We start from the raw sequence: 13,158 nt of genomic DNA on the forward strand, positions 1-13,158 counted from the left end.
TTGCAGTTATAACTCTTAATGCTAGCGCCGCCATCATACATCGTCTACGTTCAAGTTATCTTAAATCGCTCAAATTTGTGCACTAAGCTATTACTCCAAAAGGGGGCAGTCTCTTTTATTGACCGCACGCATCCTGTATGATGCACCCAGTCTAACCTTATCAACGCTGGTACTATTCCCGCACACATGACCCTTTTAGCGCTTGGTATTAACCATAAAACGGCACCTGTATCGCTGCGAGAACGCGTAACGTTTTCGCCGGATACGCTCGATCAGGCGCTGGACAGCCTGCTTGCGCAGCCAATGGTGCAGGGCGGGGTGGTGCTGTCGACGTGTAACCGTACAGAACTGTATCTCAGCGTTGAAGAGCAGGATAACCTGCAAGAAGCGCTGGTTCGCTGGCTGTGCGATTACCATAATCTTAATGAAGAAGACTTGCGCAATAGCTTGTACTGGCACCAGGACAACGACGCCGTCAGTCATTTGATGCGTGTTGCCAGCGGTCTGGATTCGCTGGTGCTTGGTGAACCGCAGATTCTGGGGCAGGTGAAAAAAGCTTTTGCGGATTCGCAAAAAGGTCACCTGAACGCCAGTGCGCTGGAGCGCATGTTCCAGAAATCATTCTCTGTCGCTAAACGTGTACGTACAGAAACAGACATCGGTGCCAGCGCCGTGTCCGTGGCTTTTGCCGCCTGTACGCTGGCGCGGCAAATATTTGAATCGCTCTCCACGGTGACCGTGCTGTTAGTGGGCGCAGGCGAAACCATTGAGCTGGTGGCGCGACACCTGCGTGAGCATCAAGTGAAGAAGATGATCATCGCCAACCGTACCCGCGAGCGGGCGCAGGTGCTGGCGGATGAAGTCGGCGCCGAAGTGATTTCGCTGAGTGATATCGACGCGCGTTTACAGGATGCCGATATTATTATCAGTTCTACCGCCAGCCCGCTGCCGATTATCGGCAAAGGAATGGTGGAGCGCGCGCTTAAAAATCGCCGTAATCAACCTATGCTGCTGGTGGATATCGCCGTACCGCGCGATGTCGAGCCGGAAGTGGGTAAGTTGTCCAACGCCTATCTGTACAGCGTTGACGACCTGCAAAGCATCATTTCGCATAACCTGGCCCAGCGCAAAGCGGCGGCCGTGGAAGCCGAAACCATTGTGGCGCAGGAAACCAGCGAATTTATGGCCTGGCTACGCGCTCAGGGCGCAAGTGAAACTATCCGCGAGTATCGCAGTCAGTCAGAACAGATCCGTGATGAACTGACTGCCAAAGCGTTGGCCGCTCTTCAACAGGGTGGTGATGCGCAAGCCATTATGCAGGATCTGGCCTGGAAACTGACCAACCGCTTGATCCATGCACCAACCAAATCACTTCAACAGGCCGCCCGTGACGGGGATAGTGAGCGCCTGAATATTCTGCGCGACAGCCTCGGGCTGGAGTAGCAGCACACCAATCTTATTTTTTACAGGGTGCATTTACGCCTATGAAGCCTTCTATCGTTGCCAAACTGGAAGCCCTGCATGAACGCCATGAAGAAGTTCAGGCGCTGCTCGGGGATGCGGGTACTATCGCAGACCAGGAACGCTTTCGTGCACTGTCGCGCGAATATGCGCAATTAAGCGATGTATCTCGCTGTTTTACGGACTGGCAACAGGTTCAGGAAGATATCGAGACGGCTCAGATGATGCTCGACGATCCTGAAATGCGTGAAATGGCGCAGGATGAACTGCGTGAAGCAAAAGATAAATGCGAGCAGCTGGAGCAACATCTGCAGGTTCTGCTGTTGCCTAAAGATCCTGATGACGAACGTAACGCCTTCCTCGAAGTGCGTGCGGGAACCGGTGGTGATGAGGCCGCGCTGTTTGCCGGCGATCTGTTCCGCATGTACAGCCGTTACGCTGAATCGCGTCGCTGGCGGGTAGAGATCATGAGCGCCAGCGAAGGCGAACATGGCGGGTTTAAAGAAGTCATTGCTAAAATTAGCGGCGAAGGCGTGTACGGTCGACTGAAATTTGAGTCCGGTGGGCATCGCGTGCAGCGCGTACCTGCGACGGAGTCACAGGGCCGTATTCACACCTCGGCCTGTACGGTCGCGGTCATGCCGGAACTGCCGGATGCCGAACTGCCGGACATCAACCCGGCCGATCTGCGTATTGATACCTTCCGCTCATCAGGCGCAGGGGGTCAGCACGTTAACACCACCGACTCCGCAATCCGTATTACCCACTTGCCGACTGGTATCGTAGTGGAATGCCAGGACGAACGTTCGCAGCATAAAAACAAAGCGAAAGCGATGTCGGTGCTGGGGGCGCGAATTCGTGCCGCCGAAGTGGCAAGACGTCAACAGGCAGAAGCCTCTGAGCGTCGCAATCTGTTGGGCAGTGGCGATCGCAGCGATCGCAACCGTACCTATAACTTCCCGCAGGGTCGCGTGACCGATCACCGCATTAACCTGACGCTCTACCGTCTGGATGAAGCGATGGAAGGCAAACTGGATATGCTCATTGAGCCGATTGTCCAGGAATACCAGGCCGACCAACTGGCGGCGTTGTCCGAGCAGGATTAATGGATTATCAGCACTGGCTGCGTGAAGCGATAAGCCAATTACAGGCAAGTGAAAGCCCGCGCCGTGACGCCGAGATTTTGCTCGAGTTTGTTACCGGTAAGGGACGCACCTTTATTTTGGCTTTCGGTGAAACGGTATTAACCGAGGCGCAGCGTCAACAGCTCGACACATTACTGGAGCGCCGTCAGCGGGGTGAGCCGGTGGCGCATTTAACCGGCGTGCGGGAGTTCTGGTCGCTGCCGCTGTTTGTGTCTCCGGCTACGCTTATCCCTCGTCCGGATACTGAGTGTCTGGTGGAACAGGCGCTGGCTCGCCTGCCGGCCTCAGCGTGCCGCATTCTCGACTTGGGAACCGGCACGGGCGCCATTGCGCTGGCACTGGCAACCGAACGTCCGGATTGCGCGGTAACGGCGGTTGACCGCATGCCGGATGCTGTTGCGCTGGCCACTCGCAACAAACAGCATTTGGGCATCGACAATGTTTGCGTGCTGCAAAGCAACTGGTTCAGCGCTTTGCAGGGACAGCAGTTTGACATGATTGTCAGCAATCCGCCGTATATCGACGAACAGGATCCGCACCTGGCGCAAGGCGATGTACGCTTTGAACCTCTGTCGGCACTGGTGGCGGGCGATCGGGGACTGGCGGATATTGTGCATATCATTGACCAGTCTCAGCGCGTGTTAACGCCCGGCGGCTATCTGTTGCTGGAACATGGCTGGCAGCAGGGGCAGGCCGTCCGGGACGTCTTTACTCGTGCGGGTTACCAGGCGGTTGCAACCTGCCGTGATTATGGCGGCAACGAGCGAATTACGCTTGGACGCATCCCATCATGAGTACCTTCAGTGTGTTACTCAACATTCATCTCATCAGTATTGCGCTTTCCGTTGGCTTGCTGACGTTGCGTTTTTGGTGGCGTTACACCGACTCGCGTCTTGCCTGCGCACGCTGGACGCGCATTGTGCCACCGGTTGTGGATACCGTTTTATTACTCAGCGGCGTGGCGTTAATGGTTAAAGCGCACATCCTGCCATTCACTGAGCACGGGACATGGCTGACTGAAAAGCTGTTTGGGGTTATCATTTACATCGTTTTGGGTTTTATTGCGCTCGATTATCGTCGGGCGCGCAGTCAGCAGGCGCGATTAGTCGCATTTCCGCTGGCGCTGGTGGTGCTGTACATCATCATTAAACTCGCCACCACAAAAATACCGTTACTGGGGTAAGCATGAGGTCGTTAGCTGATTTCGAATTTAATAAAGCGCCATTGTGTGATGGGATGATCCTGGCGTCGGAGTCTATCCGTCTGGATTTTCCAACACAAACTGTCTACGACGAACTGGAACGTCTGGTCAGTCTGGCGCAAGAAGAAATTAGCCAGCTCCTGTCTCAGGATGAGCAACTGGAAAAACTGCTGGCACTTTTTTACGGCGAATGGGGATTTACGGATACCCACGGCGTCTATCGTCTTTCTGATGCACTCTGGCTTGACCAGGTACTGAAAAATCGGCAGGGCAGCGCCGTGTCTCTGGGGGCGATCTTATTGTGGATTGCCAACAGACTGGAGCTGCCGCTGGTACCGGTGATTTTCCCGACGCAACTGATCCTTCGTATTGAGTCGCTCGATGGTGAAATGTGGCTAATCAATCCATTCAATGGCGAAACGTTAAATGAGCACACGCTGGAAGTGTGGTTGAAGGGGAATATCAGCCCGGTCGCGGAGCTGTTTAACGAAGACCTGGATGAAGCGGATAACGCGGAAGTGATCCGCAAACTGCTCGACACGCTGAAATCATCACTGATGGAAGAGCGGCAAATGGAGCTGGCGCTGCGTGCCAGTGAAGCACTATTGCAGTTTAATCCTGAAGATCCGTATGAAATTCGCGATCGTGGTTTAATATACGCGCAACTCGAGTGCGAACATGTTGCGCTGACAGATTTAAGTTATTTCGTTGAACAGTGTCCGGAAGACCCGATCAGCGAAATGATTCGTGCGCAAATTAATACTATTTCGCACAAACAAATTGTATTGCATTGATTAATCACACTTTACCTACCGTTTAAGGCGATCCTATGAAACAAAAAGTGGTTAGCATTGGCGACATCAACGTGGCAAATGACCTGCCGTTCGTGCTGTTTGGCGGAATGAACGTGCTGGAATCCCGCGATCTGGCGATGCGCATTTGTGAGCACTACGTAACCGTTACTCAAAAGCTGGGTATCCCTTACGTGTTTAAAGCCTCCTTTGATAAAGCCAACCGTTCTTCCATCCACTCTTACCGTGGACCGGGCCTTGAAGAAGGGATGAAAATCTTCCAGGAACTGAAACAGACTTTTGGCGTAAAAGTGATCACCGACGTTCACGAAGCCAGCCAGGCACAGCCTGTTGCTGATGTGGTGGATGTGATTCAGCTTCCGGCATTCCTTGCTCGTCAGACCGATCTGGTGGAAGCAATGGCGAAAACCGGTGCCGTTATCAACGTGAAGAAACCGCAGTTCATCAGCCCGGCTCAGATGGGCAACATCGTGGATAAATTCCATGAAGGTGGCAACGATAAGGTTATTCTGTGCGACCGTGGTGCGAACTTTGGTTATGACAACCTGGTTGTGGACATGCTGGGCTTCAGCGTGATGAAGAAAGTCTCCGGCAACTCACCGGTGATTTTTGACGTTACCCATGCGCTGCAGTGCCGCGATCCGTTTGGCGCAGCAAGCGGTGGTCGTCGGGCGCAGGTTACCGAACTGGCGCGTGCCGGTATGGCGGTTGGTCTGGCAGGTCTGTTTATTGAAGCGCATCCGGATCCAGCCAATGCGAAATGCGATGGTCCATCCGCGCTGCCGCTGGCGAAGCTGGAACAGTTCCTGACGCAGATTAAAGCGATTGATGACCTGGTGAAAAGCTTCGACGAGCTGGATACCGAGAACTAAGAGAGTGTGACAGGCCGGAATTTCCCTCCGGCCTGCTATTTGAAAAGGGTATAAAGGTCGCCGTCAGGCACCAGACGCGCCATCGATTGTGTTATATCGGCAGAAAAGAAAACGGCCCTGAAGAGGACCGTGCGGTACGTCTAAAATAATAATCAGGCAAATATTGTCATCAGATAGGCGATAAACAGTGCCAGATGCGCTGCACCGTTAAGCACATTGGTGCGTCCGGTGGAGAAAGAGATCTGACACAGAACCAGTGATGAAACCATCACAATCATCTCTGGCGCACCCAGCGCAAACATCAAATCATTCCCGGTTGCCCATGCAATCAGCGTCACCACCGGTACGGTCAGCGAAATTGTGGCTAACACCGAACCGAAGAATAAATTCATTGCCCGCTGTACCTGATTGCTCAGAACCGCTTTCAGTGCGCCCAGTCCTTCAGGCGAGAGGATCAGTAACGCGACCAGGAAACCCGTAAATGCGACTGGCGCATTCAGTTCAGTCAGCAAGGTCTCAAGCGGGCTGGCGTTCATCTTGGTCACGGCGATAACAGCGATCAGATGAATGATAAGCCAGGCGGCGTGCCACAGATTGCTGTGCGCTGACGGCTTACCGTGATGCGGGTCGTCGTCGTCACCCTCGTCTTCATGCTCGTAAATGAACAGACTTTGGTGCGTTTTAGTTTGAATCAGCAAAAATACGCCGTACATCGCCGCAGAAATTAACGCCACCAACAGCGCCTGCGCGGTAGTGAAATTTGCCCCCGGCAACGCCATCGGGAATACCAGTACAATAATGGCCAGTGGGAACAGGGCGATTAAATACTGCTTAATACCAAATAGGTTCATATACTGAGTGGCAAATTTACGGCCACCTAACAGTAATGAAAAACCGACCAGACCCCCGGTTACGATCATAATGATTGAATACAGCGTATCGCGCATGAGCGTAGGTGCGGCATCGCCGGTTGCCATTAATGCGGAGATTAAGCTGACTTCAAGAATAACAACGGACAAACTGAGGATCAGCGACCCATAGGGTTCGCCAAGTCGATGCGCTAATACGTCCGCATGACGGACAACGCTGAATGCGCTGCTTAATATACCAATAAGGGCCAGCGCATTAATACCGATGACCACTGGTAGTGACTGACTGCTCCCCCAGAAGAACAGTACTACCAGCGCCAAAATCGGGAAGACGAGAGAGGTCTCCTTGTGGCGGGTTTTTACCGCCTCATGTGCTTGTGTCATTGCATTAATTCTCCATCTCTGCAGGTATTTATAATTATAAAAAGTATTAAAGAATGTAAAAAATAACAGAAAACGTGGTTTTGTAGGTGACATTTTACGAAATTTTACTACATCACCTGTTTTCCCTCTCAAAGCGGCCAAAAACCAATTTCTTGTTTATAGACTGTTTAATTAACAGAAGGTTAGGTAAAGAAAATTTCTAAAAATGTCCATTATTGGCGTCTCGCCGCATTGTTAACCACACTTAAGGTTTAGCCTAAAAAGAGGAGTTCACAATGCCTTATAAATCTAAAAGCGACCTGCCTGACAGCGTGCAGCACGTTCTGCCAGCCCATGCTCAGGACATTTATAAAGAAGCTTTCAACAGCGCCTGGGAACAGTATAAAGACAAATCTGACCGACGTGACGATGCCACCCGAGAAGAGACTGCACATAAGGTGGCGTGGGCCGCGGTTAAAAATGATTACCAAAAAGGTGATGATGGTAAATGGCATAAAAAGACGTAACAGTATCAATTATAATGCCTTTATAAACTCGCTTGCATCAGGCGTTAGCGAATCGTGCTACGCCGCGCGGTTACTGGCTTGCAAGCGAGCGGTGAATTGCCTATTGTCCAGCTATTGGTTTCAAAATGAGCAGTAAAAAAGCCCGGAAGGCGTCAAAAAAGTTGTCGCAGGGAAGCAGCAGTGGCGGAGGTGTATGGTGTTAACGCGTGATTTTTTATTGAATGCCGACTGTAAGACGGCATTTGGTGCTATTGAAGAATCACTACTCTGGTCAGCGGAACAACGTGCAGCCTCACTGGCCGCCACGCTCGCTTGTCGACCAGATGATGGACCGGTGTGGATCTTCGGTTATGGATCGTTGATGTGGAACCCGGCCTTAGAGTTTGAAGAGTCCTGTACCGGCACATTAGTCGGCTGGCACCGTGCATTTTGTCTGCGCCTGACGGCGGGGCGAGGAACGGCGTGTCAGCCAGGACGCATGCTGGCCCTGAAAGAGGGCGGACGCACCACCGGTGTGGCCTACCGTTTGCCGGACGCGTCGCTGGAACAAGAGCTTTCTCTGTTGTGGAAGCGAGAAATGATCACCGGATGCTATCTGCCGACCTGGTGCCAGTTGGCGCTTGATGACGGCCGTACGGTGAACGCGCTGGTGTTTATTATGGATCCGCGCCATCCGCTGTTTGAGTCAGACACGCGCGCGCAGGTGATCGCGCCGCTTATTGCCGCGGCCAGCGGACCTTTAGGCACTAATGCCCAGTATCTGTTCTCGCTGGAACAAGAGCTGGTCAAGCTAGGGATGCAGGATGATTGTCTTAATGATCTGGTGATCACGGTCAAACGATTGTTGGGAGAGAACCTGCCGGAAGGCGTTATGCGGCCAGGGTTTGCCTGAACCCGGCGTGGAATTGTATGCCCGAAAGCAAGGTGCTTTTCGGGCATGTCACGCTTAGGCTGCAATATAACTTATCGAATGCTCAAGCGACTGACTGTGGCTGTCGATCAGCACGTTCCAGACGCCGGTATAGGGCACGGTCAACCATGCGTTATCACGATCCTGCACGCTTAAGATGTCGGACTGCGTGTCTTTGACGTGATTTTTTTCGCTCATCAGGTGGATGTGACAGCGCTCGGAACAGCGCACAACCACCGTATCGCCACCAAATAACTTTAAACTTGCCTTCACTAATGCCATTTTTCACCCCGTTCTTGAAAACAACGTACTTTCTCTCGAAAGTGCTGCGTGATGTTGTTCACATTTCACTCATTGCATAACACCAAAGGGGGAGCAACAGGATGCTGATTTTGATCAAAAAATGGCATAACGATTAAACAAAAGTGACAAAACACCTAAAAAGGGTTGAACGGGCGTGCTAACGTTCAACGAAACCGCACCCATCAAATATTAAATCCGGAAATTATCGACACTTTCAGTGCGCTTGCCTGAAAACGGTATATCAGAAGGTCAACACTTTATCTGCAGCCAGCGTCCATTGAGCCAGTTCTACCAGCGTGCCGACGGCCACCCCATCAATTAACGGCAGCGCCGTGATCCCGCGACCATCGGTGCAGGTTTTGCACAGTTTTACCGGAACATTTTGCGCTGTCAGGATCTCCAGCATTTGCTGAATATTGTAGCCCTCCGCGGGTTTCTGACCACGTAATCCTGCGGTTACGGCGTCAGACATTAAAAACAGACGCAGGTCGAGAGCGGCTTCCTGTTCGCGCAGGGCGATAGCCAGACGCAGGCTGCTAAATAACGATTCGCTTCCATAAGCCGCTCCGTTCGCGACGATCACTATCTTTTGCATTTTTACTCCTGTTACTGCATGTAAGCGTTAATAACCGACACGTATGTTACACCTATTTCTCAATGCCAGGATAATGCCGAAAAAAGGGGGAGGGGCTGAAAATCAACGCTGAACACGTTATGGTTTAAGATAAGTATGCCACTGTGGCTAATTGATGTAAGAAACCACTAACGATTTGAGCCGTATTATCTGTTCTTCTCTTGCTATATTCGCACTCTTGCCGCTGGCAGGCGGTACTGCTAACGCGCAGTCGTCCTTTGTGCACCAGGCTGAAAACCCTTTCGATAACAATAGTGATGGCTTGCCCGATCTTGGCATGGCCCCGGAGTCGCGGGCAGGCGAAAAGCATTTTGCCGAAATGGTCAAAGCGTTTGGTGAAGCCAGCATGACTGATAACGGGCTTGATACCGGTGAACAGGCGAAGCAGTTTGCGTTTGGCCAGGTGCGAGATACGGTCAGCGAACAGGTGAATCAGCAACTGGAATCCTGGCTTTCTCCCTGGGGAAACGCCAGCATCGGGTTGCAGGTGGATAACGAAGGCAGTTTTACCGGGAGTCGGGGAAGCTGGTTTGTGCCGTGGCAGGACAATCAACGTTATCTTACCTGGAGCCAGCTAGGAGTGACGCAACAGGACGACGGCTTAGTCAGTAATGCAGGGATTGGGCAACGTTGGGTACGCGACGGTTGGTTACTGGGTTACAACACCTTTTATGACAACTTACTGGATGAAAATCTGCCCCGGGGAGGCCTCGGCGCAGAGGCGTGGGGCGAATATTTGCGCTTATCCGCTAACTATTATCAACCGTTGTCTTCCTGGCAGGATCGTTTTGCAACCCAGCAACAACGGATGGCCCGCGGCTACGATCTGACCGCGCAAATGCGGATGCCGTTCTATCAACACCTCAATACCAGCGTCAGCGTGGAACAGTATTTTGGCGACCGGGTGGATCTATTTCATTCGGGAACCGGGTATCACAATCCGGTGGCGGTGAACCTCGGGCTGAGCTATACACCGGTGCCGCTAATCACGGTGACAGCGCAGCATAAGCAGGGGGAAAGCGGCATTAGCCAGAATAACCTCGGCTTAACCCTTAGTTACCGTTTTGGCGTGCCGTTAAAAAAACAGTTGATGGTCAGTGAGGTGGCGAACAGCCGTTCACTGCGCGGCAGTCGTTATGATGATCCGCAGCGTAACAATTTGCCGACGCTGGAGTATCGTCAGCGTAAAACGCTGTCGGTATTTTTGGCCACGCCACCCTGGGATCTCAAACCGGGAGAGACGGTGGCGCTGAAGCTGCAGGTGCGTAGTTTGCATGGGATCCGCCACCTGACGTGGCAGGGCGATACTCAGGCGTTGAGCTTAACGGCTGGCAGCAATAACCGAAGCGCGCAGGGCTGGACGATTATTATGCCGAAGTGGGACAGCAGAGAAGGTGCGACGAACCGCTGGCGGTTGTCTGTGGTGGTAGAAGATGAGCAGGGCCAGCGTGTCTCTTCCAATGAGATCACGCTATCACTGACCGAACCGTTTACTACCGTTTCGGAAAATGATCCTCGTTAACAATGACGCATGCGCGCGTTATCAGAAAATACGTTCCTGGTGCACCCATACCGCGGCTTCAACACGTGATTTGAGCTTCATTTTCTTCAGCATATGCTTCACGTGAACTTTTACCGTGCTTTCGGTGATGTCCAGGCGGCGGGCGATCATCTTGTTAGGCAGACCCTGGGCGATGAGCTTAAGAATATCGCGTTCGCGCGGCGTCAGTTGGGTAACATCACGGTCGGACGTTGCACGATTGGCGCGTAGGCTGGCGGCCAGAACCGGCGTTAAGGCTTCGCTCAGCACCATTTCACCGGCAGCCGCTTGCTGCAATGCTTTCAGCAAATCTTCCGGCTCCATATCTTTCAGCAGATAACCGTCGGCACCGCGCTTCAGTGCAGTAACCACGTCTTCTTCATGGTTGGATACGCTAAACACGACGATACGGCCTGACAGTGATTTCTCACGCAGCTTGTCGAGTGTTTCCAAACCGTTCATGCCAGGCATGTTGAGATCAAGAAGGATCAGATCGGGATCAAGGGATTCTGCCAGCTCGATACCCTGCTCACCATTGCTGGCTTCGCCGACAACGGTGATATCGGGCGCCATGCTGACAAGCTGTTTTACACCGGTTCGCAGCATCGGATGATCGTCGATCAACAGGATGGTTGCCGGTTCCAGATTACTCATGGGTATCTCCTTGGACTTCTGTGAAGTTTGTTTCGGGAATAAAAGTGACAGCAACTTCAGTACCGCCTGTCTCGCGACGGCGTACACGGCAATCGCCGCGCAAGCTTTGCGCACGGTCGCGCATGATTATCATGCCGTAGTGGTTACTGCGTTCGGCGTTTTCCGGTACGCCGCAGCCGTTATCTTGCACTGTAAGTTTGACCTGCTTACCATTTTGCACCACCGTCACGACTACTTCATCGGCCTGAGAGTGTTTGAGGGCGTTGCTCAGGGCTTCGCGTGCAATTTGTAGCAGGTGAATCGCCTGATGCGAAGGGACCAGACGCGGTGGCAGCTGATAATCCAGCTTAACCGTAAAACCAAAACGCGCGCTGTATTCCTGACAGCTGGCTTCCAGCGCCGGTCTTAATCCAGGTTCCGTCAGCTGTAAACGGAATGTCGTTAACAGCTCGCGCAGTTGCGCCCAGGAGGCGTTCAACTCGTTACGAATCTGACTGAGCAGCTCGCGGCAGTTATCTGAAAGCGCATCGCCCTGCATCTGCAAACAGCTCACCTGCATCTTCATACAGGAGAGCGATTGTGCAATAGAATCATGAAGTTCGCGCGCAATGGTGGCACGCTCTTCCATCACGATCAACTGCTGCTGACGCTCCTGATGCCTGTCGAGTGCAAGCGTTGCGGTCAGTTGCTCAACCAGGGTATCAACCAGTTGCTGCTGATCGTGGCTGAGATGGCGTCCGTACGGCAAAGTCGCGAGCAGGATACCATACTGGGTATGGGCATCGGTTAGCCGCCATTTCAGTGTGATACCGCCGTCAATGGCGGGTAGCGTACCGCGCGGACACAAATGGCAGCCTTTCTCATCACAACTGACATTGGACTGGCAGGTAAATTCCTGATGATTATCTTCATCTTCCAGGTCATAGACCCGCAGTTCAATATCATGCAGCAGGGTCAAATTTTGCAGGCCGTTCAGTACCGGAGAGAGGCGTTCGCACAACGGCACCTGAGAGTGCAGACGGCGGTTGGCTTGCCACAGGAAAGAGAGGATCTGATTTTTGTGCTCCAGACCCGCCGTTTTCTCCTGTACCCGCTGTTCCAGCACCGCGTAACTTTCGGCCAGTTCTTCCGACATATTATTCAGCGCCGAGCCCAGCGCTGCCATTTCATTACGCCCACTGATATGTGCGCGTTGGGTAAAATCACGTTGACTGACGGCTCGCGCCATCGCCAGCAGTTGTTTCCACGGCTGTAACAGGCGCACGCGTAGCCAGATAATGGTGAAGACCAGCAGCAATGCCATAAATACGGCCATCAGGCGATGCAGCAAGACGACGCGTTCAATGCGTAACTCGGTGGTATGGTCAAAGGCGGTGACCAGCTTATCCAGTCCGCCCACAAAGCGCCTGACATCCTGCGCTACCGCATCAGGCGTTTGCGCATGCGCAAGCCCCGGTGCCAGTTTGGTGTGCCAGTAATCCTGTAAGGCTTTTAACTGCGCCTGTTGTCCGTCACGCTGCGCGGCACGCGTCAATTCCGGGCTAAACGCCGTTTGCTCCATTTCATCCAGTAGTGGTTGATCGTTGGCGTCCAGCGGTATGGCCGCCAGCAGGCGATAGCTTTGCATGCGCAGCGATCCCGCTTTGTTGATTGCATGCGCGCTACCCTGAACGCCCTGAACCAGCCAGCCAGAGACTGCCATACCCGCCACGCCGATGGCAGTAGACAATAAAACAATCAGCGCCACCTGGTTGACCAGCGTAAGCGGGGAAAGACAACGTTTAAACATGGTGACTTGTTCCTTCGGGTTTTCGTAAAACCGAAAACCTTATTGAATGACGATTCTGCTGCAGGCAGTGGCGTTATT

14 protein-coding genes are annotated in these 13,158 nt (G+C 52.8%); 9 read left to right on the forward strand and 5 right to left on the reverse strand.

The genetic code is table 11. The features are described from left to right. Nucleotides 1-186: 186 nt before the first annotated feature. From hemA to kdsA, 6 genes are read left to right on the forward strand one after another with little or no spacing between them, the layout of a single operon-like run. Nucleotides 187-1,443, forward strand: a complete 1,257-nt coding sequence (gene hemA, locus GFC06_RS14775) for a glutamyl-tRNA reductase (protein WP_016153294.1) — start codon at nucleotides 187-189, stop codon at nucleotides 1,441-1,443. A gap of 41 nt (nucleotides 1,444-1,484) precedes the next feature. Continuing rightward, the gene (gene prfA, locus GFC06_RS14780; protein WP_016153293.1) at nucleotides 1,485-2,567 is read left to right on the forward strand and encodes a peptide chain release factor 1; all 1,083 of its coding nucleotides are present in this window, start codon (nucleotides 1,485-1,487) and stop codon (nucleotides 2,565-2,567) included. Further along, nucleotides 2,567-3,400 (forward strand): peptide chain release factor N(5)-glutamine methyltransferase, encoded by an 834-nt coding sequence (prmC, locus tag GFC06_RS14785; RefSeq protein WP_153690310.1) that lies wholly within the window; start codon nucleotides 2,567-2,569, stop codon nucleotides 3,398-3,400. The genes prfA and prmC overlap by 1 nt, the downstream gene beginning before the upstream one ends. Further along, entirely contained in the window at nucleotides 3,397-3,789 is a 393-nt protein-coding gene (gene sirB2 / locus GFC06_RS14790; protein WP_016153291.1) for an invasion regulator SirB2, read from the forward strand. Before prmC ends, sirB2 begins: the two co-directional genes overlap by 4 nt. A 2-nt stretch (nucleotides 3,790-3,791) precedes the next feature. After that, on the forward strand, nucleotides 3,792-4,601 hold the full coding sequence (sirB1, locus tag GFC06_RS14795) for an invasion regulator SirB1 (protein ID WP_003020775.1): 810 nt from the start codon (nucleotides 3,792-3,794) through the stop codon (nucleotides 4,599-4,601). A gap of 35 nt (nucleotides 4,602-4,636) precedes the next feature. Next, on the forward strand, nucleotides 4,637-5,491 hold the full coding sequence (gene kdsA / locus GFC06_RS14800) for a 3-deoxy-8-phosphooctulonate synthase (protein ID WP_016156739.1): 855 nt from the start codon (nucleotides 4,637-4,639) through the stop codon (nucleotides 5,489-5,491). 152 nt (nucleotides 5,492-5,643) lie between these two features. Here the strand turns inward: kdsA and chaA are convergent, their stop codons facing one another. After that, a complete protein-coding gene (chaA, locus tag GFC06_RS14805; protein ID WP_016153289.1) occupies nucleotides 5,644-6,744 on the reverse strand; it encodes a sodium-potassium/proton antiporter ChaA in 1,101 nt (366 codons plus the stop codon). 275 nt (nucleotides 6,745-7,019) lie between these two features. Here chaA and chaB point away from each other — a divergent pair, with 275 nt between their 5' ends. Next, the gene (chaB, locus tag GFC06_RS14810) at nucleotides 7,020-7,250 is read left to right on the forward strand and encodes a putative cation transport regulator ChaB (protein WP_016153288.1); all 231 of its coding nucleotides are present in this window, start codon (nucleotides 7,020-7,022) and stop codon (nucleotides 7,248-7,250) included. 196 nt (nucleotides 7,251-7,446) lie between these two features. Continuing rightward, entirely contained in the window at nucleotides 7,447-8,142 is a 696-nt protein-coding gene (locus GFC06_RS14815) for a gamma-glutamylcyclotransferase (RefSeq protein ID WP_016156738.1), read from the forward strand. 54 nt (nucleotides 8,143-8,196) lie between these two features. Here the strand turns inward: GFC06_RS14815 and GFC06_RS14820 are convergent, their stop codons facing one another. Together GFC06_RS14820 and GFC06_RS14825 are read right to left on the reverse strand one after the other, a co-directional pair. Further along, nucleotides 8,197-8,442, reverse strand: a complete 246-nt coding sequence (locus GFC06_RS14820; protein WP_003833405.1) for a DUF1883 domain-containing protein — start codon at nucleotides 8,440-8,442, stop codon at nucleotides 8,197-8,199. A 262-nt stretch (nucleotides 8,443-8,704) separates the two neighbouring features. Further along, complete coding sequence (locus tag GFC06_RS14825) at nucleotides 8,705-9,058, reverse strand: DsrE/DsrF/TusD sulfur relay family protein (RefSeq protein WP_153690311.1); 354 nt, start codon at nucleotides 9,056-9,058, stop codon at nucleotides 8,705-8,707. Nucleotides 9,059-9,233: 175 nt separating this feature from the next. Here GFC06_RS14825 and GFC06_RS14830 point away from each other — a divergent pair, with 175 nt between their 5' ends. After that, nucleotides 9,234-10,619: a YchO/YchP family invasin gene (locus tag GFC06_RS14830; RefSeq protein ID WP_072161095.1), complete on the forward strand. Its 1,386-nt coding sequence runs from the start codon at nucleotides 9,234-9,236 to the stop codon at nucleotides 10,617-10,619. Nucleotides 10,620-10,640: 21 nt separating this feature from the next. Here the strand turns inward: GFC06_RS14830 and narL are convergent, their stop codons facing one another. Beyond that, entirely contained in the window at nucleotides 10,641-11,291 is a 651-nt protein-coding gene (narL, locus tag GFC06_RS14835) for a two-component system response regulator NarL (protein ID WP_003020756.1), read from the reverse strand. Next, nucleotides 11,284-13,080: a nitrate/nitrite two-component system sensor histidine kinase NarX gene (gene narX / locus GFC06_RS14840; protein ID WP_016156734.1), complete on the reverse strand. Its 1,797-nt coding sequence runs from the start codon at nucleotides 13,078-13,080 to the stop codon at nucleotides 11,284-11,286. The genes narL and narX overlap by 8 nt, the downstream gene beginning before the upstream one ends. Nucleotides 13,081-13,158: the final 78 nt, after the last annotated feature.

The organism is Citrobacter braakii, from assembly GCF_009648935.1.
GTDB classification, from domain to species: Bacteria; Pseudomonadota; Gammaproteobacteria; order Enterobacterales; family Enterobacteriaceae; genus Citrobacter; species Citrobacter braakii.

Excerpts from the sequence above, each read along its gene's own strand:
- hemA (WP_016153294.1), top strand. The coding sequence starts at position 187 with ATGACCCTTTTAGCGCTTGGTATTAACCATAAAACGGCACCTGTATCG.
- prfA (WP_016153293.1), top strand. The coding sequence starts at position 1,485 with ATGAAGCCTTCTATCGTTGCCAAACTGGAAGCCCTGCATGAACGCCAT.
- prmC (WP_153690310.1), top strand. The coding sequence starts at position 2,567 with ATGGATTATCAGCACTGGCTGCGTGAAGCGATAAGCCAATTACAGGCA.
- sirB2 (WP_016153291.1), top strand. The coding sequence starts at position 3,397 with ATGAGTACCTTCAGTGTGTTACTCAACATTCATCTCATCAGTATTGCG.
- sirB1 (WP_003020775.1), top strand. The coding sequence starts at position 3,792 with ATGAGGTCGTTAGCTGATTTCGAATTTAATAAAGCGCCATTGTGTGAT.
- kdsA (WP_016156739.1), top strand. The coding sequence starts at position 4,637 with ATGAAACAAAAAGTGGTTAGCATTGGCGACATCAACGTGGCAAATGAC.
- chaA (WP_016153289.1), bottom strand. The coding sequence starts at position 6,744 with ATGACACAAGCACATGAGGCGGTAAAAACCCGCCACAAGGAGACCTCT.
- chaB (WP_016153288.1), top strand. The coding sequence starts at position 7,020 with ATGCCTTATAAATCTAAAAGCGACCTGCCTGACAGCGTGCAGCACGTT.
- GFC06_RS14820 (WP_003833405.1), bottom strand. The coding sequence starts at position 8,442 with ATGGCATTAGTGAAGGCAAGTTTAAAGTTATTTGGTGGCGATACGGTG.
- GFC06_RS14825 (WP_153690311.1), bottom strand. The coding sequence starts at position 9,058 with ATGCAAAAGATAGTGATCGTCGCGAACGGAGCGGCTTATGGAAGCGAA.
- narL (WP_003020756.1), bottom strand. The coding sequence starts at position 11,291 with ATGAGTAATCTGGAACCGGCAACCATCCTGTTGATCGACGATCATCCG.
- narX (WP_016156734.1), bottom strand. The coding sequence starts at position 13,080 with ATGTTTAAACGTTGTCTTTCCCCGCTTACGCTGGTCAACCAGGTGGCG.